The 23,434-nt window shown below is 71.5% G+C and carries 24 protein-coding genes; 11 read left to right on the forward strand and 13 right to left on the reverse strand.

Features of this window, described 5'->3' with window-relative positions; all coding sequences use genetic code 11:
* Positions 1-6: 6 nt before the first annotated feature.
* On the reverse strand, positions 7-480 hold the full coding sequence (aroQ, locus tag ABZV94_RS22375; RefSeq protein WP_356342801.1) for a type II 3-dehydroquinate dehydratase: 474 nt from the start codon (positions 478-480) through the stop codon (positions 7-9).
* Positions 481-691: 211 nt separating this feature from the next.
* Between aroQ and ABZV94_RS22380 the strand changes: the two genes are divergently transcribed.
* Positions 692-1,963: an MFS transporter gene (locus ABZV94_RS22380; RefSeq protein ID WP_356342852.1), complete on the forward strand. Its 1,272-nt coding sequence runs from the start codon at positions 692-694 to the stop codon at positions 1,961-1,963.
* A gap of 28 nt (positions 1,964-1,991) precedes the next feature.
* Here the strand turns inward: ABZV94_RS22380 and ABZV94_RS22385 are convergent, their stop codons facing one another.
* From ABZV94_RS22385 to ABZV94_RS22410, 6 genes are all read right to left on the reverse strand, one after another.
* Positions 1,992-3,092, reverse strand: a complete 1,101-nt coding sequence (locus ABZV94_RS22385) for an ionic transporter y4hA (RefSeq protein WP_356342803.1) — start codon at positions 3,090-3,092, stop codon at positions 1,992-1,994.
* Between the two features lie 244 nt (positions 3,093-3,336).
* Positions 3,337-4,338 (reverse strand): TerC family protein, encoded by a 1,002-nt coding sequence (locus tag ABZV94_RS22390; protein ID WP_356342805.1) that lies wholly within the window; start codon positions 4,336-4,338, stop codon positions 3,337-3,339.
* 222 nt (positions 4,339-4,560) lie between these two features.
* The gene (locus tag ABZV94_RS22395; protein WP_356342808.1) at positions 4,561-6,555 is read right to left on the reverse strand and encodes a TerD family protein; all 1,995 of its coding nucleotides are present in this window, start codon (positions 6,553-6,555) and stop codon (positions 4,561-4,563) included.
* Between the two features lie 63 nt (positions 6,556-6,618).
* Complete coding sequence (locus tag ABZV94_RS22400; RefSeq protein ID WP_132783985.1) at positions 6,619-7,197, reverse strand: TerD family protein; 579 nt, start codon at positions 7,195-7,197, stop codon at positions 6,619-6,621.
* A 171-nt stretch (positions 7,198-7,368) separates the two neighbouring features.
* Positions 7,369-9,516 (reverse strand): excinuclease ABC subunit UvrB, encoded by a 2,148-nt coding sequence (uvrB, locus tag ABZV94_RS22405; protein WP_356342810.1) that lies wholly within the window; start codon positions 9,514-9,516, stop codon positions 7,369-7,371.
* Positions 9,517-9,556: 40 nt separating this feature from the next.
* Positions 9,557-10,435, reverse strand: a complete 879-nt coding sequence (locus ABZV94_RS22410; protein WP_356342812.1) for an MHYT domain-containing protein — start codon at positions 10,433-10,435, stop codon at positions 9,557-9,559.
* A gap of 279 nt (positions 10,436-10,714) precedes the next feature.
* Here ABZV94_RS22410 and ABZV94_RS22415 point away from each other — a divergent pair, with 279 nt between their 5' ends.
* Complete coding sequence (locus tag ABZV94_RS22415) at positions 10,715-11,587, forward strand: glycerophosphodiester phosphodiesterase family protein (RefSeq protein WP_356342814.1); 873 nt, start codon at positions 10,715-10,717, stop codon at positions 11,585-11,587.
* Positions 11,588-11,628: 41 nt separating this feature from the next.
* On the forward strand, positions 11,629-12,183 hold the full coding sequence (locus tag ABZV94_RS22420; RefSeq protein WP_356342817.1) for a methylated-DNA--[protein]-cysteine S-methyltransferase: 555 nt from the start codon (positions 11,629-11,631) through the stop codon (positions 12,181-12,183).
* A gap of 16 nt (positions 12,184-12,199) precedes the next feature.
* Here ABZV94_RS22420 and ABZV94_RS22425 read toward each other — a convergent pair whose 3' ends face one another.
* Complete coding sequence (locus tag ABZV94_RS22425; protein WP_356342819.1) at positions 12,200-12,631, reverse strand: VOC family protein; 432 nt, start codon at positions 12,629-12,631, stop codon at positions 12,200-12,202.
* Positions 12,632-12,729: 98 nt separating this feature from the next.
* Between ABZV94_RS22425 and ABZV94_RS22430 the strand changes: the two genes are divergently transcribed.
* The gene (locus tag ABZV94_RS22430) at positions 12,730-13,638 is read left to right on the forward strand and encodes a pseudouridine-5'-phosphate glycosidase (RefSeq protein WP_356342822.1); all 909 of its coding nucleotides are present in this window, start codon (positions 12,730-12,732) and stop codon (positions 13,636-13,638) included.
* A complete protein-coding gene (locus ABZV94_RS22435; RefSeq protein WP_356342824.1) occupies positions 13,623-14,558 on the forward strand; it encodes a PfkB family carbohydrate kinase in 936 nt (311 codons plus the stop codon). The genes ABZV94_RS22430 and ABZV94_RS22435 overlap by 16 nt, the downstream gene beginning before the upstream one ends.
* A gap of 161 nt (positions 14,559-14,719) precedes the next feature.
* On the opposite strand, the gene ABZV94_RS22440 is transcribed toward ABZV94_RS22435, so the two are convergent.
* On the reverse strand, positions 14,720-15,514 hold the full coding sequence (locus ABZV94_RS22440; protein WP_356342827.1) for a methyltransferase: 795 nt from the start codon (positions 15,512-15,514) through the stop codon (positions 14,720-14,722).
* A 274-nt stretch (positions 15,515-15,788) separates the two neighbouring features.
* Between ABZV94_RS22440 and ABZV94_RS22445 the strand changes: the two genes are divergently transcribed.
* Entirely contained in the window at positions 15,789-16,916 is a 1,128-nt protein-coding gene (locus ABZV94_RS22445) for a magnesium and cobalt transport protein CorA (RefSeq protein ID WP_356342829.1), read from the forward strand.
* A 43-nt stretch (positions 16,917-16,959) separates the two neighbouring features.
* Here the strand turns inward: ABZV94_RS22445 and ABZV94_RS22450 are convergent, their stop codons facing one another.
* From ABZV94_RS22450 to ABZV94_RS22460, 3 genes are all read right to left on the reverse strand, one after another.
* Entirely contained in the window at positions 16,960-17,373 is a 414-nt protein-coding gene (locus ABZV94_RS22450) for a PPOX class F420-dependent oxidoreductase (protein WP_356342831.1), read from the reverse strand.
* A gap of 82 nt (positions 17,374-17,455) precedes the next feature.
* Positions 17,456-18,088, reverse strand: coding sequence for a uridine kinase (locus ABZV94_RS22455; RefSeq protein WP_356342833.1), 633 nt, complete (start codon positions 18,086-18,088; stop codon positions 17,456-17,458).
* Positions 18,089-18,135: 47 nt separating this feature from the next.
* Complete coding sequence (locus ABZV94_RS22460) at positions 18,136-18,528, reverse strand: helix-turn-helix domain-containing protein (RefSeq protein WP_356342836.1); 393 nt, start codon at positions 18,526-18,528, stop codon at positions 18,136-18,138.
* Between the two features lie 99 nt (positions 18,529-18,627).
* Between ABZV94_RS22460 and ABZV94_RS22465 the strand changes: the two genes are divergently transcribed.
* The 4 genes from ABZV94_RS22465 (at position 18,628) to ABZV94_RS22480 (ending at position 22,460) form a co-directional block, all read left to right on the forward strand.
* Positions 18,628-19,320: an NAD(P)H-binding protein gene (locus ABZV94_RS22465; RefSeq protein ID WP_356342838.1), complete on the forward strand. Its 693-nt coding sequence runs from the start codon at positions 18,628-18,630 to the stop codon at positions 19,318-19,320.
* A gap of 152 nt (positions 19,321-19,472) precedes the next feature.
* Entirely contained in the window at positions 19,473-20,171 is a 699-nt protein-coding gene (locus ABZV94_RS22470) for a DUF2293 domain-containing protein (protein ID WP_356342840.1), read from the forward strand.
* 168 nt (positions 20,172-20,339) lie between these two features.
* Positions 20,340-20,819 (forward strand): anthrone oxygenase family protein, encoded by a 480-nt coding sequence (locus tag ABZV94_RS22475; protein WP_356342842.1) that lies wholly within the window; start codon positions 20,340-20,342, stop codon positions 20,817-20,819.
* Between the two features lie 153 nt (positions 20,820-20,972).
* Positions 20,973-22,460, forward strand: a complete 1,488-nt coding sequence (locus tag ABZV94_RS22480; RefSeq protein WP_356342844.1) for a glutamate synthase subunit beta — start codon at positions 20,973-20,975, stop codon at positions 22,458-22,460.
* 61 nt (positions 22,461-22,521) lie between these two features.
* On the opposite strand, the gene ABZV94_RS22485 is transcribed toward ABZV94_RS22480, so the two are convergent.
* Positions 22,522-23,088: a carboxymuconolactone decarboxylase family protein gene (locus ABZV94_RS22485; RefSeq protein ID WP_356342847.1), complete on the reverse strand. Its 567-nt coding sequence runs from the start codon at positions 23,086-23,088 to the stop codon at positions 22,522-22,524.
* 46 nt (positions 23,089-23,134) lie between these two features.
* Here ABZV94_RS22485 and ABZV94_RS22490 point away from each other — a divergent pair.
* On the forward strand, positions 23,135-23,434 hold a 300-nt coding region (locus ABZV94_RS22490), incomplete at its 3' end, for a winged helix-turn-helix domain-containing protein (protein ID WP_356342849.1).

The raw sequence follows: 23,434 nt of genomic DNA on the forward strand, positions 1-23,434 counted from the left end.
CGCGGGTCACGCGTCCGCTCGCGCCGCCCCGACCAGTGCCGCGACCCGCTCCACGCCGAACACATAGCCCTGCACTCCGCATCCCGCGATCACGCCGTCGGCACGCAGTGAGACGTAGGAGTGGTGCCGGAACGATTCGCGCCGGTGGATGTTGGAGATGTGCACCTCCAGCACGGGCATGCCGTCACAGGTGTTGAGCGCGTCGAGGATGGCGACCGACGTGTGCGAGTAGGCGCCGGGGTTGATGACGATCCCGCAGTGGCCCAGCCGCGCCTCGTGGATCCAGTCGACCAGCTCCCCCTCGTGGTTGGACTGCCGGAAGTCGACCGTGCCGCCGTGCGCCGCCGCCGCCTTCGCGCACAGCGCCTCCACGTCGGCCAGCGTCTCGTTGCCGTAGATCTCGGGCTGGCGCTGACCGAGGAGGTTCAGGTTGGGCCCGTTGAGGATCATGATCGGGGCGTTGGCCAGGGTGCGGGGCACGGTTCCTCCGGTCCGTTCGGGGCGGTGCGTCTACGACCGCTGCTCGCACCCGGTCTATCACGCCGGCCGACGCGGACAGCGGGGCCTGCACGCCGGTCGCCACGGCGCGCACCCGGGTCCCCGTGATCACCTCCGCACGCCCCCGTAACCCGCGATCACGGTGGGTAGTTGACGCGGCATGCACGATGTACGCGCTGTGAACACCCCGTCCATGCCACGACTGGCCGCCGCCTCGCTCGCCGGGACGGCGATCGAGTTCTACGACTTCTTCGCCTACGGGACCGCGGCGGCTCTGGTCCTGGGCCCGCTGTTCTTCCCGACGTTCTCTCCGGTCGCCGGGATACTCGCGGCGTTCGGCACGTTCGGGGTGGGCTTCGTGGCCCGGCCGCTGGGCTCGGTGATCTTCGGGCACCTCGGGGACCGGCGCGGACGGCGCCCGGTGCTCGTGGCCTCGCTCCTGCTCACCGGCGCCTCGACGGTCGCGGTCGGCTGTGTGCCGTCCTACGGGAGCATCGGCGTGGCCGCGCCCGTACTGCTGCTCCTGCTGCGCTTCCTGCAGGGGCTGGGGGTCGGCGGTGAGTGGGGAGGGGCGGTGCTGCTGACCGCCGAACACGCTCCCGCCGGACGGCGTGCCCTGTGGTCGAGCTTCCCCCAGATCGGACCGTCGCTCGGCTTCGTCCTGGCCAACGGGGTGATGCTCGCGCTGTCGGCAGGGCTGTCCGACGCCGAGTTCGCCCGGTGGGGCTGGCGCGTGCCGTTCTGGGCGGCCGGCGCCCTGGCGCTGGCGGGTCTGTGGCTGCGCTCCTCTCTCAGGGAGAGCCCCCGCTTCCTGGAGATCGACGACCACGCGCGCGTGCCGCTCGTGGAGGTCGTACGGCACCACGGGCGGCTGGTGCTGCTGACGGCCGGGGCGCTCGCGGTCGGTTACGCCGTGTTCTACGCGGTGACGACCTGGTCGCTGGCGTACGCGACGGAGCGGCTCGGCGTGAGCCGTACGGTCATGCTGATGTGCGTCATGGGCGCGGTGCTGGTGAAGGGCGCGCTCACGCCCGTGGTGGCGCTGTTCGGCGACCGGTACGGACGCCGGCCGCTGTGTCTGACGGGGTGCGCGGCCTGCGTCCTGTGGATGTTCCCGATGGTCGCCCTTCTGGCGACCGGTGAGCCGCTGCTGATGTTCCTCGCCATCCTGGGCGCCCTGCTCGCCTTCGTCACCATGTTCGCGGTGATCGCCGCGTACCTGCCGGAGCTGTACGAGGCCCGGGTGCGCTGCACGGGTGCCGCCGTGGGCTACAACCTCGGCGGGGTCTTCGGCGGCGCCCTCACCCCGATCGTGGCCACGGCGCTCGCGGAACACGGCGGACGGGTGCCCTGGGGTGTCGGGGCGTACCTGACGGGCATCGCGCTGGTCAGCCTGGTGTGTTTCGCGTTGCTGCCGGAGACGCGCCCGGTGCCCGTGCCGGCGGTGGAGCCGGTCACGGGCTGACCGGGCGCGCCGGGGACCGCCCCGCCCGCTACGGGTTGATCGCCAGCTCCAGGTAGGCAGCGAAGATCACCAGGTGGACGCCCCCTTGGAGGGGTGTGGCCCGGCCCGGCACGACGGTCAGGGAGCTGACCACCACGGTCAGCGCGAGCAGCAGCATGTGGGTCGCGCCCAGGCCGAGGACGAGCGGCCCGGGCAGCCACACGGACGCGAGCGCCACGGCCGGGATGGTCAGGCCGATGCTGGCCATCGCGGAGCCCAGCGCCAGGTTGAGGCTGGTCTGCACCCGGTCGCGGCGAGCGGAGCGCAGCGCGGCGATGGTCTCGGGCAGCAGGACGAGCAGGGCGATGATCACACCGACGACGGCGTGGTGCAGGCCCGCCGCCGCCACACCCGACTCGATCGTGGGCGACACGCCCTTGGCCAGGCCGACCACGCCGATCAGCGCCAGCCCGAGCAGGCCCAGGCTGGTCCAGGCGGTGCGCGCGGACGGAGGGCTCGCGTGGTCGTCGGCGGTGATGACCTCGCCCTGCCGGGTGATGGGCAGGAAGTAGTCGCGGTGGCGCACGGTCTGCGTGGCCACGAACAGCCCGTACAGGATCAGTGAGGACAACGCGGCGAACGTCAGTTGGAGGGTGGAGAACTCGGGTCCGGGCTTGCTGGTGGTGAAGGTCGGCAGCACGAGGCTGAGCGTGGCCAGGGTCGCCACGGTCGACAGCGCCGCGCCGGTGCCCTCGGGGTTGAAGACCGCCGTGCCGTGCCGCAGGGAGGCGACGAGCAGGCAGATGCCCACGACGCCGTTGCAGGTGATCATCACGGCGGCGAAGACCGTGTCCCGGGCCAGGGTGGAACTCTTGTCGCCGCCGTCGACCATGAGGGTGACGATCAGGGCCACCTCGATGATCGTGACGGCGATGGCGAGCACCAGGGAACCGAAGGGTTCGCCGACTCGGTGGGCCACCACCTCGGCGTGGTGCACCGCCGCCAGGACGGCACCGGCGAGAACCAGGGTCACCAGGCCGACGACGGCGCCGGGCAGGCCCCGGCCCCACGTGAAGACCAGCAGGACGACCGCGAGCACCGGCACGAGGATCGTCCATTGTCGGGTGAGCGACCGGAGCCGAGTGATCATGCGGCGATGGTCGCAGAGGCGTACAGGATTCGCATTCCGTTCTTTCCGGATACCTCTCATCCTTTCCGGTGCGGGGCCCGGTGCCGGTGGGACCGGGCCTCCGCGTCGCGGCGAGACGGCGAGGAGGGGCGAGGAGAGCCCCGGGGCTTCCCCCGGCGGCGGGTTCACGCGCCCCCTCGGGTGAGGGCCAGTGCCCCGTACGCTGTGCGGCTATGCGGGATCGCGGGTTTGCGCTGCGCCCGGGTCAGACATCGACGCTGCTCTTGTGAGCGTCCTCGGCGTCGGCGGGCGCCTCCTCGGCGGTCGCCTGCTTCCTGGAGGCCAGCAGGCTGGTGACCGTGGTGACGGCCAGGACGGCGCAGATCACGCCGAGCGAGACCGGGATGCTGATCTCCGGCACGTGGACGCCGGACTCGTGCAGGGCGTGCAGCACCAGCTTGACGCCGATGAAGCCGAGGATGATCGACAGCCCGTACGAGAGGTGGACCAGCTTCCTGAGCAGCCCGCCGATGAGGAAGTACAGCTGACGCAGACCCATCAGGGCGAACGCGTTGGCGGTGAAGACGATGTACGGGTCCTGGGTCAGGCCGAAGATCGCGGGGATGGAGTCCAGGGCGAACAGCACGTCCGTGGTGCCGATGGCGAGCATCACGACCAGCATCGGGGTCATGACGCGCTTGCCGTTCTCCTGGATCCACAGCTTGGTGCCGTGGTACCGGTCGGCGACGCCGAACTTGCGCTCAACGGCCTTGAGCAGCTTGTTCTCCTCGTACTCCTCGTCCGCCTCGTCCGTACGGGCCTCCTGGATGAGCTTCCAGGCGGTCCAGATCAGGAAGGCGCCGAAGAGGTAGAACACCCACGAGAAGCTGGCGAGGATCGCGGCCCCGGCGGCGATGAAGACGGCCCGCAGGACCAGGGCTATGAGCACGCCGACGAGCAGGACGCGCTGCTGGTACTGGGCGGGCACCGCGAACTTCGCCATGATCAGGACGAAGACGAAGAGGTTGTCGACGCTGAGCGACTTCTCGGTGATGAAGCCCGCGAAGAACTCTCCGGCCGGCTGCCCGCCGCCGAAGACGAGGAGACCGAGACCGAAGAGGCCGGCCAGGGCGATCCAGACGACGGTCCAGATGCCCGCCTCCTTGATCGACACCTCATGGGGCTTGCGACCGATGAAGAAGTCGACCGCGATCAGGGCGGCGAGACCCGCGACGGTGAGGACCCATAGGGTCAGGGAGACTTCCACTGCACCTCCGGCATTGAGTGACGGCAAACACATCAGCGTTGTCGCTGCCGGAGGTCTCTTCCACCCGCGATGGGCCGGCGTCCCGGGACCGGACCGGTCCGTACTGACGGGTGCGCCGCAGTCAGGGAGTACTCCCCTCCGTACGGAAGACAGTACCCCAATCACCAAGCATTGGTAAAGCAGTAAGTAAAAGAAGGACCAAGTCCGCTGGTCAGAACCGCTTTACCAATGCTTGGTCCGGGCTCTGGCCACCTCGGTGAGCACGTCGTGCACGATCCGGTCGGCGCTAGGGACCGGTGAGGGTTCGTACGTCCAGGCGTGGCCGACCCAGGGGTCGGCGAGGTGGTCGTCGGGCAGGGGGGTGAGTCGCAACAGCGAACGCCACAGCGGATCGAGCAAGGGCCCGTAGGCGGCGGCCTCCTCACGGTCGGCGACGAGCACGAGGTGCACGCCGACGGCCGGACCCTCGTCGGCGAGATAGCGGAGCCGGGTCACCGACCGGTCGTCGAACCCGTGCGGGAAGTCGTTGACGATCAGGAGCTGCTGGGCGGTGTCCACATCGGCCGGCAGCGACTCGGCCGTCCCGCCTCGCGCCGCCATCTGCACCAGGTCGACCCGCCGGGTGAGCCTCTCCAGCGTCTGCGAGACCCCCGCCGCCCCGGTCGCGGGCGGCGCCGCCAGAACCCCGGACCGGGTCAGCGGCAGCAGCGCGTGGGTCCCCGTACCGGCGGGGTCGACGACCTGAACGGCGAACTCCCCGGCCGGGTGTACGGCGAGCAGGCGCGCCGCGAGGGCGACGGCCACGGACATGGCCAGGTGGCTCAGTTCGGCGGAGTCCCGCAGGTGAGCGTCGGCCGCCGACGGACCGCTGTCGATCCACAAACCCCGCTCCAGTGGCAGCCTGACCAGCAGGGGGATGCGCAAGGGCGCGCTGTCGGGCAGGTGGAGATCACCGAGCCGCAGCGCCATCGGCGGCTCGTCCGGCACGCGGTAGGCGTGCCAGACGGGGCTGTCCCAGCGGGCGCAGGCGGGCGGCAGCGCCGGCTCGACCACCTCCGCCTCGGCGATGAGCTGGGCGAGGTCACGTTCGAAGGCCGCCCGCGCCTGGCCGGCCAGCTCGCTCCGGCGAGCGTGGGCCGCCTCGCGAGCGGCGTCGCCCGCCGCGCCGAGCCGCGCACGGGGGTCGGCGAGGGCCTGGTCCAGTTCCTTCTCCAGGCGGGAGTCGGCGAAGTGGAGGGCGCTCCGGTAGGCGGCCGTGGTGCGGGCGAGGTCCTCGAACATGCCCCAGACCTGGTTGTAGAGCCGTTCCTCCATCGACCAGCCCACGGCGTCTCCGGCAACGGGCCGAGCGGGCTGCCCGTCGGCGGCCGCGGGGGCCGGGGGCGGGGACGTGACGACACGGGTGCGGTGCGGGTGTGTGTAGTCGACCGGGCCGCCGGGCCGGTCGTGCGAACGGGGTGGATCCGGCGGCCCTGAGACGGGCGACTGGGACGCGGTGGCGGACTCGGGACCCGGCGTGGGCTGCGAAGCGGTGGTGGGCTGGGAAGCGGCGGTGGACCGGGAAGCGGACACCGCGTGATGGGCGGGCGAGGCCGGCGGGGCGGGAACGGAAGCGGAGGCGGTCTGCGGGCCGGGATCGGTCGGCGGTACGGGTGCCGCGTCCGGCAGGCTCCGGGCCGCCGCCTCCTGGATGACCGTCGCGAGGTCGTCCGCGTCGCGCAGCCCCTGGTCGGCGAAAAGGGCGGGGAGGCCACTCGCATAGCCCTGGCCCATCGCGCGCACTTTCCAGGCGCCCTGCCTGTGGTACAGCTCCAGGGCTATGACGGCCTTCTCGGTGTCCAGGCCGGTGAGGGTGTAGCAAGCCAGTTCGGTGCCGTCGAGGCCGCTCACCGTGGTGTGCGGGGCGGGGACGGCACCGAAGCCGGGTGGGCCGGCCGTGCCGGTGGGCAGGGCGAGGAACACGGCGACGCGGTGCACGGCCTCGGGCAGGGCGGCCAGGTCGACGGTCAGGCGGTGCTCGGCGGCCGGCTTCCGTGGCGCCTCTACGCCGGGCACGGAGGGGGCTCCGGGGTGGGCCACCCACTGGCGGCCGTGCACCGTGCCGTACTCGTCGCCGAGTGTGGCCCCGGCGAGGACCGGCACTCCCGCCGAGATCCGGATCTCCAGCCGGACCTGGGACAGCGGGTGGTTCTGCCCCCGTACCAGCTCAGCCCCCATCGCCGTCGCCCCCCTGTGTCGTTCGGTCGTGCGCGCCGCGCCTGGTGAGCGGGCGGTCCGGTGCTAGAGGTGCGGCAGGATCGCCGGCATCAGGTCCTGGAAGGTGCGGCCCCTGGCCGGGGCGCCGATGGCCGTCATCGTCCAGCCGGAGCCGGCCCGGTGCACCTTGGCCATGATCTGGGCGGTGTACTCGCCACCGCCGGCCAGGGTGTAGCGGGCGAGTTCCTGGCCGTTGGTCTCGTCCACGAGCCGGCAGAAGGCGTTCTGCACCTCCTGGAAGGTCTGGCCGGTGAAGGAGTTGACCGTGAAGACGATCTGGTCGATGTGGACCGGGACGCGCTGCAGGTCCACCAGGATGGCCTCGTCGTCCCCGCCCTGGCCGGCGCCGCCGACGAGGTTGTCACCGGTGTGGCGCACCGAACCGTCGTCGCTGACCAGGTGGCGGAAGAAGACGACGTCCTTGGGTTCCGCACCGGCGAAGAGGACCGCCGAGGCGTCCAGGTCGATCTCCCGGGTGCGGGAGCCGAACAGGCCGCGTCGCTTGGCCGCCTGCCAGCCGAGCCCCATACGGACCGCCGTCAGGGTGGCCCCGTCCTTCTTCTCCAGGCTGATGGCCTGACCCTTGGACAAGTTGACGGACACGGCTGAATCCCCTCTCGACGGTCCCCTGTTGCCGCGCCGAGCCGTTGCTGCGCACCGCGCGGTTGTTCAGAACCCTACGCAGGGGCTCGAACGGTGCCGACCCCCGGCCCGCGCTTTGTGTCGGGGTTGCAACACTTGGCGTCCGGGCCGCGGCCGGTACCGGGCGGAGACTCAGGCGAGGCCGGCCTCCCGCATCTGGCGCAGCTCCTTCTTCATCTCGGAGACCTCGTCGCGCAGCCGGGCCGCGATCTCGAACTGCAGCTCCGCGGCGGCGGCCCGCATCCGCTCGGTCATCTCCTCGATCTGCTCCGCCAGCTCGGCCGCCGGACGGTCCGTCGGCACCGCCCTGCCCTTGGCCGTCTTCCCGGCCTTTCCGGCCTTGGCGCCCTTGGCTGCCTTGTCGCCGAGCGACGGAACGGGGGCCTTCGCTCCCTTGCCGTCCTTCGTCTTGCGGTACCCCGAACCGAGCAGCTGCTCCGTGTCGACCTCCTCGCGCGCGATCTGGGCGACGATGTCGTTGATCTTCTTGCGCAGCGGCTGCGGGTCGATGCCGTTCGCCTTGTTGTAGGCGATCTGCTTCTCCCGGCGGCGGTTGGTCTCCTCGATGGCCTTCTCCATCGCCGGGGTGATCTTGTCGGCGTACATGTGCACCTGGCCGGAGACGTTGCGCGCCGCGCGGCCGATGGTCTGGATCAGTGAGGTGCCCGAGCGGAGGAAACCCTCCTTGTCGGCGTCCAGGATCGCCACCAGGGACACCTCGGGCAGGTCGAGGCCCTCACGGAGCAGGTTGATGCCGACCAGGACGTCGTACTCACCCGCGCGCAGTTCACGCAGCAGCTCGACGCGGCGCAGGGTGTCGACGTCGCTGTGCAGGTAGCGCACCTGGATGCCGAGTTCCAGGAAGTAGTCGGTGAGGTCCTCGGCCATCTTCTTGGTCAGCGTGGTGACGAGGACCCGCTCGTCCTTCTCGGTGCGCTTGCGGATCTCGTGCACCAGGTCGTCGATCTGGCCCTCGGTCGGCTTGACCACGACCTCCGGGTCGACCAGGCCGGTCGGGCGGATGATCTGCTCCACGAACCCGTCCGAACGCGACAGCTCGTAGGGACCGGGGGTGGCCGACAGGTAGACGGTCTGCCCGATGCGCTCCTGGAACTCCTCCCACTTCAGCGGGCGGTTGTCCAGGGCGGAGGGCAGACGGAAGCCGTGGTCCACGAGGGTGCGCTTGCGGGAGGCGTCGCCCTCGTACATCGCGCCGATCTGCGGGACGGTGACGTGCGACTCGTCGATCACGAGCAGGAAGTCGTCCGGGAAGTAGTCCAGCAGCGTGTTGGGCGGGGAGCCCGGCAAGCGGCCGTCGAAGTGCATCGAGTAGTTCTCCACGCCGGAGCAGGTGCCGATCTGGCGGAGCATCTCGATGTCGTACGTGGTGCGCATGCGCAGGCGCTGGGCCTCCAGGAGCTTGCCCTGCTTCTCCAGCTCGGCCAGGCGCTCCCCCAGCTCCTTCTCGATGTCGTTGATGGCCCGCTCCATGCGCTCGGGGCCGGCGACGTAGTGGGAGGCGGGGAAGACGTAGAGCTGCTGGTCGTCGCTGATGATCTCGCCGGTGACCGGGTGCAGCGTGGACAGCGCCTCGATCTCGTCGCCGAACATCTCGATGCGGACGGCCAGCTCCTCGTAGACCGGGAAGATCTCGATGGTGTCGCCGCGGACCCGGAAGGTGCCGCGGGTGAAGGCCATGTCGTTGCGCGTGTACTGGATGTCCACGAAGCGGCGCAGCAGCTCGTCCCGGTCGATCTCGTCGCCGACCCGGAGGGTGACCATGCGGTCCACGTACTCCTGCGGAGTACCGAGGCCGTAGATGCAGGACACCGAGGCGACCACGATGACGTCGCGGCGGGTGAGCAGCGAGTTGGTGGCCGAGTGACGCAGGCGCTCGACCTCCTCGTTGATCGAGGAGTCCTTCTCGATGTAGGTGTCCGACTGCGGGACGTAGGCCTCGGGCTGGTAGTAGTCGTAGTACGAGACGAAGTACTCGACGGCGTTGTTCGGCAGCAGCTCGCGGAACTCGTTGGCCAGCTGGGCGGCCAGCGTCTTGTTCGGCGCCATCACGAGGGTGGGGCGCTGGAGCTTCTCGATCATCCACGCGGTGGTGGCGGACTTGCCGGTGCCGGTCGCGCCCAGGAGGACGACGTCCTTCTCACCGGCCTCGATGCGCTTGGCCAGCTCGGCGATGGCCGCCGGCTGGTCACCGCTGGGCTGGTAGGGGCTGACGACCTCGAAGGGCGCCACCGTGCGTTCGATGTGGGAAACGGGCCGCATGACATCAACCGTACGACCCCGCACTGACAACGGGCTCCGATCAGCGGTTCTGCGGGGTGCGGGAGGCGTGGTGCTCGGGCCGGCGCACCGGACGGTGCCCGTCGTGAACGGTGGGGCGGCGTTCGGTGTGGGAGGCGACGGCGGCGGCCGGGACGCCGGGTTTCCGCTCGACGGGCCTCCAGTCGGGACGCCCCATGACCATCAGCGGATCGAAGATCACGACGACGCCCGCGAGGAGCAGGAAGGCGAGGGGGCCGATCAGCATGGGCGCCAGCACGGACGCGGCGGGCGCGCCCCCGGCGGTGTGGGAGGCGCCGTCGAGGTGGACGCTCAGGGCGGCCATGCCGGTGTAGTGCATGCCGCTGACCGCGAGCCCCATGACGAGACTCGCGCCGACGCTCCACAGGAAGCCCCGCACCTGTCCGGCGGCCCACAGGGCGGCGGTGGCTGCCACGACCGCTATGACGACGGAGGCGGCGACGGTGAACGTGTTGTAGGTGAACCGTCCGTGGAAACGGACGCCCGCCATGCCCAGGTAGTGCATCGAGGCGACGCCCAGACCGGTGATCGTGCCGCCGGTGAAGAGGGGGGTGCCGGTGGCGCCCCAGTAGCCGACGATGAAGATGCCGACGCCGACCATGACGATGGCGAGGCCGAGGCTCGCGTAGGTGATCGGCCCGTCGTAGTGGAGCGGCGTCTCCTTGATGCTGAAGCCCATCATGGCGACGAAGTGCATGGTCCAGATGCCGGAGCCGATCGCCGCCGAGCCGAGGGCCAGCCAGGCGGGCCGCCGGGCATGTGTGACCAGCAGAGACCGGGTGGTGCAGCGCAGGCCGAGGGCGCCGCCGAGGCACGCCATCAGGTAGGCCACCAACGGGGTGACGGCCCCGTAGCTGAATCCGTCGACCGTGCCTTGCATCCGCGGCTGCCCTTCCCGCCTTCTTGTGTCCCGGAAACCTGAAATATGCCCCCGTCCCAGGACCGCACGGGCGGTCAGGGTTGTCGCAGAGAGTATGACCCGCACCGGAAGGGTCGAACGATTTTCCGGCAAAGAAACACGGCCTTGCCGCAGTTGTGCGGCACCGGTGAGCGGACTTGGACATCTCCGTTCAATGTGTGGCCATCGTGCGCCCGGGCGCCGTTGACTCAGTGCTGTCAGTCTGTTGCTCTGGGTATCCGTTCGACGCGAGGAGTACGCATGCACGTGCGTGTAGTCGCCGCCCCGGTCGCCGTGGTCATGGGGGCGGTGACCGCCCTGCTCAGCCCTACCTCCGATGCCTCGGCAGGCGAGCACGCCGTGCCCGCGGTGATCGCCCACCGGGGCGCCTCCACCTACGCACCCGAGAACACGCTGCCCGCCATCGACAAGGCCGCCGAGCTGGGCTTCTCCTGGGTCGAGAACGACGTCCAGCGCACCAAGGACGGCGAGCTGATCGTCCTGCACGACGAGACCCTGGACCGCACCACGAACGTCGAGGAGGTCTTCCCCGACCGGGCGCCGTGGAGGGTGCGGGACTTCACCGCCGCCGAGATCGCCCGGCTGGACGCGGGCAGCTGGTTCTCCCCCGCCTACGCGGGCGCGCGCGTGCCGACGCTGAAGGAGTACATGCGCAGGATCGAGCGCAACCACGAGAAGCTGCTCCTGGAGATCAAGAACCCGGAGCTGTACCCGGGCATCGAGCAGCAGACGCTGAAGCTCCTCGGCGACGAGGGGTGGCTGGACGGCAGGCATCTGGGGCGGCTGATCGTGCAGAGTTTCAACGCCGACAGCGTGCGGATCGTCAACGAGCTGAAGCCGGCGGTCGTCACCGGCTACCTCGGTACACCCACCGTGGCGGAGCTGCACCTGTTCGCGCGCTTCACGGATCTGATCAACCCCTCGTACGGGTCGGTCTCCCGGGGGTACGTCGCCGCGGTGCACGCCCTGGACGGACCGCACGGCCGGCCGATGGGGCTGTTCGCCTGGACGGTGAACGACGCGGCCACCGCCCGCAAAGTCGCCGCGTACGGGGTCGACGGGATCATCACCAACGAACCCGACCTGGTGCGGGCGGCACTGGGTTCGGACTGAACCGGGCAGGCGTTGTCAGTGGCAGGCCGTACCGTAGGCGCATGGACAGCCACGGGCAGGATGAGCAGCGGGTCGTGTGGGCCGTCGTCGGCACGGACATCGGCCCGCTGATGCTGGCGGCGACCCGCGACGGCCTGGTCAACGTCGTCTTCCACGCCTCGGACGCGGTGCGCGAGCGAGCGCTGGAGCGGCTGGCCGCACGGCTGGGTGCCCGGCCCGAGGAGGATCCCGACTCGCCGCTGCTGGTCGAGGCGATACGCCAGCTGAGGGCGTACTTCGCGGGTCGGCGGCACGACTTCGACCTGCCGCTGGACTGGTCGCTGATCTCCGGTTTCAACCGGCAGGTCCTGCGCGAGCTGGCCTCCGGTGTGCCGTACGGCACCGTGGTGGGGTACGGCGACCTGGCGGGCCGGGTCGGCCAGCCCGGTGGGGCGCAGGCGGTGGGCGCGGCGATGGGCGCCAACCCGCTGCCGGTGGTCGTGCCGTGCCACCGGGTGGTGGAGAGCGGTGGCGGCATCGGCGGCTTCGGGGGCGGGCTGGAGACCAAGCGGAAGCTGCTCGCCCTGGAAGGTGTGCTGCCGGAGCCGCTGTTCTGACCGGTCCGGGGCGCGGCTAGTCGTCGTAGTGCCGGGCCTCGAAGACGTTGCCGTCCAGGTCGCGGAAGTAGAAGCTGCGCGTGGCGTTGCCGCGGGCGCCGGACAGGCCGTGGTCGATGCCCGACACGGGTACGCCGTGTGCCTCCAGGCGGGCGCGCAGGGCGTCGAAGGCCTCGGCCGGCAGTGACAGGCAGACGTGGTTGACGGGGTGGCCCGCGCTGTCGGCGGAACCGGGCAGCATCCTCATCTGCTCGGCGAAGCCGCGCGGGGCGAGGTCGAGGATGGTGTCCTCGTTGACGCGTACGGACGGGAAGGCCACCTCGCCTTCCGTGAACTCGGCGACTCTGACCGGCTCCAGGCCGACGGCCGTCTCGTAGAAGGCCGCCGCGGCGACCGGGTCGGCCACCCACAGGACGACGTGGTCGAGGCGCGTGGTGTTGTTCCTCATGTGCACCAGGCTGGTGACCTCCCCGACGGGTCACAAGCGTTTATCCGGGCCCGGCGCCCGCCAGAGACTAGGAAGGACGACGGACAGGAGGCGGGCACGTGGTGCTGGTGGTGTCGGAAGAAGTCCGGGAGGCGATCGACGCGGGGCGGCCGGTGGTGGCTCTGGAGTCCACGATCATCGCGCACGGCCTGCCTCGCCCGCGCAACCTGCACGTGGCGCTGGAGCTGGAGGAAGCGGTGCGGCGGGAGGGTGCCGTTCCGGCGACCATCGCCGTGCTCGACGGGCGGCCCCGGGTCGGCCTGGACAAGGACCAGCTGGAGCGGGTCGCGAACGAGGACGGCATCCGCAAGCTGGGCCATCGCGACCTGCCGCTCGCCGTGGCGGCGGGAGCGAGCGGGGCGACCACCGTGTCGGCGACGGCACAACTGGCCTCCCTCGCGGGCATACGGGTGTTCGCCACCGGTGGGCTGGGCGGGGTGCACCGGGAGTGGACCGTGACCCAGGACGAGTCGGCCGACCTGTGGCTGCTGGCGCGGACCCGGATCACGGTGGTGTGCGCGGGCGTGAAGTCGATCCTGGACGTACCGGCGACGCTCCAGCGGCTGGAGACACTGGGCGTGTCCGTCGCCGGGTACGGAACGGACCGCTTCCCCGGCTTCTATCTGTCGGACTCGGGGCATCCGGTCGACTGGACGCTGGACACCCCGGAGCAGGTCGCCGCCGTCATGCGCGCCCAGGACGCGCTGGACGCGCCCGAGTCGGCGCTGATCGTCGCCCACCCCGTCCCGGAGGCGGAACAGCTCGATCCCGAGCTGCACGCGCGTGTACTCGCCGACGCCCTGCGCGCCTGCGCGGAGCAGGGTGTCACCGGGCAGGCGGTGACGCCGTTCCTGCTGGACCACCTGGTCCGGCACACGGACGGCGCCTCGCTGAGCGCCAACCTGGCGGCGGTGCGCGGCAACGTCCGGCTGGCTGCGCGGATCGCCTCGGCGTGGGCCAGGGGGTGACCGCGGGCCGGAACGGCGCGCTGCTGGTCGTCGGTGACGTGGTCACCGACGTGATCGCCCGGCACCGGGGACCGCTCGCGGCCGGCACCGACACGGCCGCCGTGATCCGGAGGCTGCCGGGCGGAGCGGGCGCCAATGTGGCCAGCTGGGCCGCCCACGCGGGCTGCGCGGACGTGCGGCTGCTGGGGCGGGTGGGCGCGGACGCCGCCGCGTGGCACGAACGCGAGCTGGTCGCGGCCGGGGTGCGGCCCCGGCTCGTGGTGGACCGGGAGGCGCCGACCGGGACCGTGATCTGCCTCGTCGACACGGGGGCTGCGGCCGAGCGGACGTTCCTGACGGACAGCGGGGCATCCCTGCGGCTCTGCCCCGCCGACTGGTCGGACGCGCTGCTCGACGGGGTGTCCCGGCTGCATCTGTCGGGCTATCTGCTGTTCACGGAGTCGAGCCGGGCGCTCGCCGGGACCGCGCTCGCGGCGGCACGCGCGCGTGGGGTGCCGGTCAGTCTGGACCCGGCCTCGGCCGGCTTCCTGGTCGAGCTGGGGGTGGACCGCTTCCTCGCGTTCGCGGAGGGACTGGATGTGCTGCTACCTAGCCGGGACGAGGCATGTCTGCTGACCGGGCTGCCGGATCCGGCGGACGCGGCGGCGAAGCTGAGCCGGCTCGTGCCGCTGGTGGTGGCCAAGGCGGGTGCGGACGGAGCGCTCGTGGCCCGATCCGGTGCCGTGCCGGCCCGGGTGCCGGCCGTACCGGCGGAGCCCCGGGACACCACGGGCGCGGGTGACGCCTTCACCGGCGCGTTCCTCGCCGCCCTGCTCGCGGGCGCGACCCCGGAGGAAGCGGCGGCACGGGGCTGCCGGGCAGGTGCGGAGGCGGTGGGACGGGTGGGCGGCAGACCGCCGCATTCCGGGGGAAGGAGTTAGGAGGGCGGGGAGACACTGGTCGCCTCTGCCGGGTGTCGGGGTGCCTCTGCCGGGTGCCGGGGTGTGCGAACGGTCCGGGGAGTCGTCGGGCCGCTCAAACGGGCCGGCAGCCCCGAGTGCCCCCTGCCATCAGCCACCAACCACCAACCAGCTGCCTGCGTTTACCTCTTGCGCCCCCACGCCGAGATCATCGGCGCGGTGGTCAGGTCCATGGTGCCGCTCTCCACGTTGGCCAGGTGCTGGTCGATCTCCGCGTCGGAGGCCAGTCCGGCGGCGACGAGCCGGTCACGGATCTGACGGACCGTCGCGGCCTCCAGGGCGGTGCAGGCGGGCGAGGCCACGGGGAAGTACGCGTCGGCCTCCACGCCGTGCAGTCCGGCCTCGCGGAGCAGCCGCGGGAGTTTGCGGCCATAGGAGAGGTCGGCGCCGCGGTCGGCGAGCAGCTTGCGGAAACCTTGGCGCAGCCTGTTGGCGAGCCGCTGCTCGGGGCCGTACTCGTCGGGGCAGGTCAGCGGCTGGAGGGCGGGGTCGGCGTCCTCGATCAGCAGTCGTCCGCCGGGTCGCAGGGCCTTGATCATGCTGCGCAAGGCCCGTTCCCGGTCGGGTACATGTACGAGGACGAGCCGGGCGTGGACCAGGTCGAAGCCCTCCCCCGGCGGCTCTTCGGCACCCACGTCGTGGACACGGAGCTCCACCGGTGGGCGGGCCACGCCGGTGAGCCGGGAGGTGTCGATGTCGGTCGCGACGACCTGACCGGCCGGCCCCACCTTCTCGGCGAGCCAGGACACGACGGAGGGGCCGCCGGCCCCCACTTCCCAGCAGCGCCAGCCGGGGCCGATGCCGAGTCCTTCGAGGTGCCGGAAGGTCGTGGGGTCGAAGAGGGCGGTGAAGGCGTCGAAGCGTTCGCCCGCCTCGTTCTGCCGGTTGTCCAGGAGGTATCCGTCGGAGCGCGCCATGCTCCGATCATCCCAGCCGGTCAGCCGGCCAGCCTGTCGGCCTGTGTCAGCCGGGCGGCCAGTCGCTCTGTCGGTCGGTCGGTCTGTGTAGAGGTCGGCCGGTCTGTGTAAAGGTCGGCCGACCGGTCCGGCTCTCTCGCCACTTCGTCCACAGGCGGGAACAAAGCGGAACTCCCTGTTCCCACAGGCGTGCCCGCACGTTGCCCGGGACTGGCAGACTTGCCGGGCAGGGCGCGAGAGCGTCACGCGAGGAGATCCACACGAGGAGATCCAGATGTCCATGGCAGGGAATCTGCGGAAGGTCACGGGGCTGGGCAGGGTCGGCGGCCTGCGCAAGGTGGCGCGGTTGGCCCGGCGCCGGCCGCGCGTGGACCTGAGCCATCCCGCCAGGTCGCCGCTGGGCTCGTCCGTGGTGAACTGCGTGACGTATCAGGACGGTGTGCGCGTGCCCGGGTGCGCCGACCTGGTGGATGCCGTACGGCTGGTGCGCAAGACCGGCGAGGGCTTCGTCTGGCTCGGGCTGCACGAGCCGACGGACCGTGAGTTCACCGGCATCGCCGAGCTGTTCGACCTGCATCCGCTGGCGGTGGAGGACGCGGTCGAGGCACACCAGCGGCCGAAGCTGGAGCACTACGGCGACACGCTCTTCGCAGTGTTCAAGACCGTCTGTTATGTGGAGCACGAGCAGCTGACGGCGACCAGCGAGGTGGTCGACACCGGCGAGATCATGGTGTTCGTCGGCGAGGACTTCGTGATCACGGTGCGGCACGGCCGGCACGGCTCGCTGGGCCCGCTGCGCGAGGAGCTGGAGGCGGACCCGCACCAGCTGGCCAAGGGGCCGGCGGCGGTGCTGCACGCGATCGCCGACCATGTGGTCGACGACTACCTCAGTGTCACGGACGCGGTCCAGGCCGACATCGACCAGGTCGAGACGGACGTGTTCTCGGAGAACGGCGCGCGTCTGGACGCGGGCCGCATCTACCAGATGAAGCGTGAACTGCTGGAGCTGAAGCGGGCGGTGGTGCCACTGGGCCGCCCGGTGGAGGACCTGGCGACCCGGCCGATACGGGTCGTCGCCCCGGAGATACAGACCTACTTCCGGGATGTGCTCGACCACTTGATCCGTGCCAAGGAACAGATCGCCGCGTTCGACGAGCTGCTCAACTCCATCCTTCAGGCGCATCTCGCGCAGGTGACGGTGGCACAGAACGAGGACATGCGGAAGATCACGGCCTGGGCCGCGGTGATCGCCGTGCCGACGATGGTGTGCGGGGTGTACGGCATGAACTTCGAGCACATGCCCGAGTTGCACTGGCGGTTCGGGTACCCGCTGATCATGGCAGTGACGGCCGGCGCGTGTCTGGCGGTGTACCGGGGCTTCCGGCGCAACGGCTGGCTCTGAGCGGCGGGGCCGAGCGGACCGGCGCTCGGCGCCAAGGGGCCTGTCAGGGCGAGAAGGACACGATCTTCCGAGGGACGATCCTGACGATCACACGGGTCTCGTCGTCCTTCTCGGCCGGCGGATCGATGCCGAGGTACTTGTGCGACAGCTCGTACGGGAGGCGCTTGCCCTCGTCCGGCAGGATCTCGGCGACACCGCGGATCTCGGCCGAGTGATAGGGGTTCGCCAGGTCGAAGACGGAGAGGCTGATACGCGGATCGCGGCGGAGGTTGCGTACCTTCTGGCGGCGGTCGACGGACGAGAAGAGCACGCTGTCGCCCTCGCGTTTGATCCAGACCACGGAGTTCTGCGGGGCGCCGTCAGGGCCGAGTGTGGCGACGCTGGCGAAGTTCTTGCCGTCCAGCAGGGCACGGAGGGAGTCGTCGAAGGCGACCGGGGTGTCCGGTGAGGTCGTCATGACATCACTCTAGTTACATGCACACGCATATAAAAGGGGTGGGGCCGGCTCGTCGGCCGGATTTCCGGGCGGCGCTTCCGGATCAGCCGCTCCAGGCGGGGTGGCGCGGGTCGTCGGCACGTACCAGGACGTCCGCCGTCGCGGCCGGGTCGGTCTCGGCCTCGTAGCGCTCGAAGGCGGGGAGCGTCCAGTGGTCGGCCTCGGGCGTACGGCGGCGGAGGGCGCCCGGGGAGAGGAGGAGGTGCACGGTCAGATCGAAGGGGAACCAGTGACGCAGCAGGAGGGGGCCGTGGAGCAACAGGATTCCGGCGGGCGGGAGTTGGACGTAGGGGCTGCGGGTGGCCCGGTCCGTGGCCGGATCCCACAGGTCGGGCAGGACCCGCCCGGTGCCTCCGGGGTCGAGCGGCCCGAAGACCTCGCGCCACAGGGCGCCGGTGTCGAACCACCCGTTGTAGTACGACTCCGCGTCCCGCCGCCCGTGCTCCAGGCGGAGCGAGGCGGGGCGCAGGAAGCCCTCGGTGCCGATCACGAGCGAGGGCCGGCCGCGTACCCGCAGCGCGTCGCCGACCCGCGTGGCGAGGTCCCCGGGGCGGGCGGCCGGGGCTCCGTCGAAGGCGACGCGCTGCCAGGCCGTGCCGTCCGCCGGCTCCGCACCGGCCAGCCGGTCGGCGAGCCGCTCGGCCAGCCGCTCCCAGGTGATCGCTTCCAGTCGCACAGGCCCATGATGCCGGGTGGCGGACGAGAGCGGCGCGGGTGCCGACGTCAGGCGCGGTGTCCTGCCGCGCGGCGGGCGGCGAGCAGGGCGGGGAGGTGGGTTTCGCTCCAGGCGCGGGCGGCGTCGAGAAGGGGGATGAGGGTACGGCCGAGGGGGGTGAGGGCGTACTCGACGCGGGGCGGGTTCTCGTCGTACGCGGTACGGGTCACCAGGCCGTCGCGCTCCATGGCGCGCAGGGTCTCGCTGAGGACCTTGGGCGTGACGGCCTTGAGCGGGACCCGCAGTTCCCCGAAACGGCGTGGCCCGTCCTGGAGACAGCGGATCACCATGCCGGACCACTTGTCGCCGACCCGGAACGGCACGGCGGACGACGGGCAGAGGGGGTGGAACATGTCGGGATCGAGAGGTGCGGAACGGTCGTGGGCCGTCGCGTCGGTCATCCGTCGAGGTTAGCGCCGATTCCGTTGCGGTAACCGGGGGTCCGGTCCTTAGCCTCCTGGTCCGGTCGCGGGCGACCGCGCAGGACTTGGGAGGTCGGGATGAGCGGGATCGTGGTCTTCGGTGCCGGGGGACGGGCCGGGCGGGCGGTGACGGCCGAGGCACGTGCGCGCGGGTACGCGGTGACGGCCGTGGTACGGGATCCGGCGCGGTACCCGGATCTCGAAGCGGAGGGTGTCACGGTCGTACGGGGCGATGTCACCGACACCCGATCGGTCACCGGGACGGCTGCCGGGCATGCCGGGGCCGTGCACGCCGTCTCGCCGTTCAGCGGACCGGAGCAGGGCTTCGACACGCTCGACCCCGGATTCTTCGTGAAGGCGGCGGACGCGCTGCTCGACGGGCTCGCCGCGGCCGGCGTGGGCCGGCTCGTCGCGGTGGGTCTGGGGGCGAACCTGCTCGGCAGGGACGGGCGGCCCGTGATGGACGATCCGGACGCGTTCCCGCCTCAGATCCGGCCGTTCGCGCTGGCGCACACGGCGGGCCTGCACCGGCTGCGGGAGCGCGGGGGCGGACCCGTCGACTGGGTGATGCTGACGCCTGCCGGGCACCTGGAGCACGGCGGTACCCGGACGGGGCGGTACCGCGTGGGCGGTGAACGGCTGCCCGGCGACGGTCGTGAGCCGTGGCTGTCGTACGCGGATCTCGCGGTGGCGGTGGTCGACGAGATCGAGGAACCGGTGCGGCACCGTACGCGGGTGTCGGTGTTCAACTTCCGGGAGCGGGAGGGGTAGTTCCGGCGGGCGGAGGGAGGACGAGAACGTACGGCGGAAGCACCGGGACGGCACGGGAGGCGGGACAAGAGGGGGTACGGAGGTGGCACAGGCGGACAGGGAGCCGACGGCGGCTGTGGGAGGCGTGGGCCGTGACGGGGAAGGTACCGCGTATGGCGCTCCCCGCAACTCCCCACTCCCCCGGTCGGCTTGTCGTCATCCAGTCGCTGAAGGGCAAGCGGTGTGCCCGCTGCCGGCGTGGTCCGCTGTCGCTGCTGGTGCTGGAGGACGGGGCGCCGCGCTGCCTGGACTGCGCCGACCTCGGCCACTTGGTGTTCCTGCCGCGCGGCGACACGGCCCTGACCCGCAGATCGCGGGAGGAGAGCACGCTGTCGGTGGTGGTGGTGCGGTTCAACCGGCGCAAGAGCCGCTACGAACGCCAGGGCGTGCTCGTGGAGGAGGCCGCGCTGGCCCGGGCCGAGGCCCGCTGTCTGGCGGACGCGGAGGCCCGGCGTCGGCGGCGGGCGCGGGACGCGCGGCGCAGGGCGGCGGAGGACGAGCGGTTCGCGGCGGCGTTCGCGGCCGAGATCCTGCGGCTGTTCCCCGGATGCCCCGAAGAGCGGGCCCGGGCGATCGCGGCCCACGCGTCGGTGCGGGGCAGTGGGCGCGTGGGCCGCAGCGCGGCCGGGCGGGCGCTGACCGAGGGCGCGGTGATCTCGGCGGTCGTGGCGGCCGTACGGCATGTGGACACGGCGTACGACCAGCTCTTGATGAGCGGGGTACCACGGTACGAGGCGCGGCGCCGGATCGCCGGGGCGGTGGAGAGCGTGCTGCGGGGGTGGCAGGGGGTCGGGGAGGAGGACGCGGGTTGAGGAATGCGGTGGCGGGGGGATGCGGTGGAGGAGGGGAACGGCTCGGCTGGGGGTGGGCACCGCCGGCCCAGGTGCAGGGCGTGCCCGCAGGTACCTGCGGGCGTGGCGCGTGAAGGTGATGTCGGTGCCGGGTGGCGGCCCGGGTGGGACGGAATTGGGGGTGTGGGGATGATCGGCGGGCCGTTCTTCGTGCTGGTCGTGGTGGGCGTTCTCGGGACCGGGCTGGTGGCCGGTGTCTTCTGCGGGTTCTCGACCTTCGTGATGCGGGGGCTCGCCGCGTTGCCGCCCGCGCAGGGCGTGGCGGCGATGAACGCGATCAACGTCGCGGCGGTACGACCCGCTTTCATGACCGTGTTCGTCGGTTCGGCGGCGTTGAGCGCGCTGATCTCGGTGGTGACGTTCGTGGTGTGGCCGGACGAGGGGAAGGTGGAGTTGCTGCTGGCCGGCGCGCTGTACCTGGTCGGCTCGTTCGGGCTGACGATCGTGGCGAACGTGCCGCGCAACGACCGGCTGGCCCGGCTCACCCCGGGGGCGCCGGAGGCCGCCGTGTACTGGCCGGCGTATGTGCGTGAGTGGACCTTCTGGAACCACGTCCGGACGGTCGCATCCGCCGCGGCGGCCTTGCTGTACATAGTGGCCCTCACCTGAGCGCCCGGGCGGCACGAGACCTGGGAGAAAGCGCTGTCCGCCACTCTGCGCGGGCGTCGGCGGGGACGTATCGTGGCCGGAAGAGTGCCGCCCGATGACGCACGGCCCTTCGTACACCCGGTGCCTCCGGTGCCCGTACGCGAGGAAGACGCCATGGCCGATCCCAAGGGGTTCATGACCACGCCGCGCCAGGAGTGGCCGCGGCGGCCCGTCGAGCAGCGGGTGCGGGACTGGGACGAGGTGTACGTCCCGGGTGCGCTGCTGCCCATCATCAGCAAGCAGGCCGACCGCTGCATGGACTGCGGCGTCCCGTTCTGCCACCAGGCCTGCCCGCTGGGCAATCTCATCCCCGAGTGGAACGACCTGGTCGCGCGGGAGGACTGGCGGTCCGCGAGCGACCGGCTGCACGCCACGAACAACTTCCCGGAGTTCACCGGGCGGCTGTGTCCGGCGCCGTGCGAGGCGGGGTGTGTGCTGGCGATCAACCAGCCGGCCGTCACCATCAAGAACGTCGAGTGCGCGATCGCCGACCGGGCGTGGGAGGAGGGTTTCACCCCGCCCCGGCCGCCCGAGCGGCTGTCCGGGATGACGGTCGCCGTCATCGGCTCCGGGCCCACCGGGCTGGCCGCGGCGCAGCAGCTGACGAGGGCGGGCCACACGGTCGCGGTGTACGAGAAGGACGACCGGATAGGCGGGCTGATGCGGTACGGCATCCCCGAGTTCAAGATGGAGAAGCGGCATCTGGAGCGGCGGATCGAGCAGATGCGGGCGGAGGGGACGAAGTTCCGTACGTCGACGGTGGTCGGCCGGGACGTCCCGGCCGACGAGCTGCGGTCCCGGTACGACGCGGTGGTGATCGCCACGGGTGCGACGGCGTGGCGGGAACTTCCGGTGCCGGGCCGCGCGTTGAACGGGATACACCAGGCGATGGAGTATCTGCCGCTGGCCAACCGGGTGTGTGAGGGGGATCTGGAGGTATCGCCGCTGTCGGCCGCCGGCAAGCACGTGGTGATCGTCGGCGGTGGGGACACCGGGGCCGACTGTCTGGGCACCGCGGTACGCGAGGGGGCCGCGTCCGTGACCCAGCTGGACATCTACGCACAGCCGGGTGCGGAGCGCGACGACGACGCGGAGCCGTGGCCGACGTACCCGAAGATCTACCGGCTGTCGGCAGCGCACGAGGAGGCGCGGGAGCTGCGTACGGCACCGGCGGCGGACGCGGACGCGCGGCTGTTCGCGGCGTCCACGCTCCGCTTCACGGGAGACGAGAGGGGGAATGTACGGTCACTGCATCTGGTGGAGGTCGACGCGCAGCGCCTTCCGGTGCCGGGCACCGGGCGGACGCTCCCCGCCGACCTGGTGCTGCTCGCCCTCGGGTTCTCCGGGCCGGACCAGAAGGACGGGCTGATCGAGCAGCTGGGGCTGGCGTTGCAGCCACGCGGCACGATCGCCCGGGACGACGGTTTCGCGACCAACGCACCAGGGGTGTTCGCCGCGGGGGACGCGGCGCGCGGGCAGTCGCTCATCGTGTGGGCGATAGCGGAGGGACGGGCGGTCGCGGCGGCCGTGGACCGCTATCTGACGGGGAGTTCCCGGCTCCCCGCCCCGATCCGGCCCACGGATCGGCCGATGGCGGTCTGATACACGGTCGGCGGGAGGAGATGCGGGAAGAGGTGCGGCCGGGAAGCGGTGGCAGCCGCCCTCAGCCGGCGGCGCGTTCGTCCGTGCCCGCGACCTTTCCGGTGGCCAGGGCCACACGGTTCCACGTGTTGATCGTGAGGATCAGGGAGAGGACCTGGGCCAGTTCCTGGTCCTCGAAGTGGGCGGCGGCCTCGGCGTAGACGGTGTCGGGGACACCGCCGTCGGCGACCAGGGTCACCGCTTCCGTCAGGGCGAGGGCGGCCTGCTCCTTCGGGGTGAAGAAGTGCCGGGCCTCACGCCAGACGGCGACCATGTGGAGCCGGTCCTCGTTCTCGCCGGCCTTGCGGGCGTCGTTGGTGTGCATGTGCAGGCAGTAGGCGCAGTGGTTGAGATGGGAGGCGCGGATCTGGATCAGTTCGACCAGGGCCGGGTCGAGGCCCTGGCGGGCGGCGGCGTCCAAGCCGATGATCGCCCGGAACACCTTCGGGGCGGCCTTCGCGAAGTCGAGGCGGGTCCGGGCGGCCTCGGCCGTGGCGATGCCGTTCGGGAGGTCGGCGGCGGAGGCGTTGGGGGCGCCCGAGGCGGAGGAGACGGTGGAGACGGTCGCGGTGCTCGTGTTCGTCGTCATGGCTTCAACCTAGGGGTCCGAAAGACCGGCTGTAGGGTGCATTTCCATGACGGAATCGTGGGTCAATTCCGCGGAGCGCATCGGTGCGGACCTGCACCTGGAGCTGTCGGGGCCGGGTGGCCGGCGGGCGGCGCTGACCAGGGCACTGCGCGAGGCCGTGCGCAGCGGGCGGCTGGCGCCGGGCACCCGGCTGCCGCCGTACCGGTCGCTGGCCGTGGACCTGGGAGTGGCCCGCAACACGGTGGCCGACGCGTACGCCGAGCTGGTCGCGGAGGGCTGGCTGACCGCGCGGCAGGGTTCCGGGACCCGGGTCGCGGAGCGGGCCGAGCCGCTGCGAGGCGCCGAC

The organism is Streptomyces sp. NPDC004658 (assembly GCF_040609555.1).
Lineage (GTDB): Bacteria > Actinomycetota > Actinomycetes > Streptomycetales > Streptomycetaceae > Streptomyces.

Excerpts from the sequence above, each read along its gene's own strand:
- ABZV94_RS22380 (WP_356342852.1), top strand. The coding sequence starts at position 692 with ATGCCACGACTGGCCGCCGCCTCGCTCGCCGGGACGGCGATCGAGTTC.
- ABZV94_RS22385 (WP_356342803.1), bottom strand. The coding sequence starts at position 3,092 with ATGATCACTCGGCTCCGGTCGCTCACCCGACAATGGACGATCCTCGTG.
- ABZV94_RS22395 (WP_356342808.1), bottom strand. The coding sequence starts at position 6,555 with ATGGGGGCTGAGCTGGTACGGGGGCAGAACCACCCGCTGTCCCAGGTC.
- uvrB (WP_356342810.1), bottom strand. The coding sequence starts at position 9,516 with ATGCGGCCCGTTTCCCACATCGAACGCACGGTGGCGCCCTTCGAGGTC.
- ABZV94_RS22410 (WP_356342812.1), bottom strand. The coding sequence starts at position 10,435 with ATGCAAGGCACGGTCGACGGATTCAGCTACGGGGCCGTCACCCCGTTG.
- ABZV94_RS22415 (WP_356342814.1), top strand. The coding sequence starts at position 10,715 with ATGCACGTGCGTGTAGTCGCCGCCCCGGTCGCCGTGGTCATGGGGGCG.
- ABZV94_RS22420 (WP_356342817.1), top strand. The coding sequence starts at position 11,629 with ATGGACAGCCACGGGCAGGATGAGCAGCGGGTCGTGTGGGCCGTCGTC.
- ABZV94_RS22425 (WP_356342819.1), bottom strand. The coding sequence starts at position 12,631 with ATGAGGAACAACACCACGCGCCTCGACCACGTCGTCCTGTGGGTGGCC.
- ABZV94_RS22440 (WP_356342827.1), bottom strand. The coding sequence starts at position 15,514 with ATGGCGCGCTCCGACGGATACCTCCTGGACAACCGGCAGAACGAGGCG.
- ABZV94_RS22445 (WP_356342829.1), top strand. The coding sequence starts at position 15,789 with ATGTCCATGGCAGGGAATCTGCGGAAGGTCACGGGGCTGGGCAGGGTC.
- ABZV94_RS22450 (WP_356342831.1), bottom strand. The coding sequence starts at position 17,373 with ATGACGACCTCACCGGACACCCCGGTCGCCTTCGACGACTCCCTCCGT.
- ABZV94_RS22460 (WP_356342836.1), bottom strand. The coding sequence starts at position 18,528 with ATGACCGACGCGACGGCCCACGACCGTTCCGCACCTCTCGATCCCGAC.
- ABZV94_RS22465 (WP_356342838.1), top strand. The coding sequence starts at position 18,628 with ATGAGCGGGATCGTGGTCTTCGGTGCCGGGGGACGGGCCGGGCGGGCG.
- ABZV94_RS22470 (WP_356342840.1), top strand. The coding sequence starts at position 19,473 with ATGGCGCTCCCCGCAACTCCCCACTCCCCCGGTCGGCTTGTCGTCATC.
- ABZV94_RS22475 (WP_356342842.1), top strand. The coding sequence starts at position 20,340 with ATGATCGGCGGGCCGTTCTTCGTGCTGGTCGTGGTGGGCGTTCTCGGG.
- ABZV94_RS22480 (WP_356342844.1), top strand. The coding sequence starts at position 20,973 with ATGGCCGATCCCAAGGGGTTCATGACCACGCCGCGCCAGGAGTGGCCG.
- ABZV94_RS22485 (WP_356342847.1), bottom strand. The coding sequence starts at position 23,088 with ATGACGACGAACACGAGCACCGCGACCGTCTCCACCGTCTCCTCCGCC.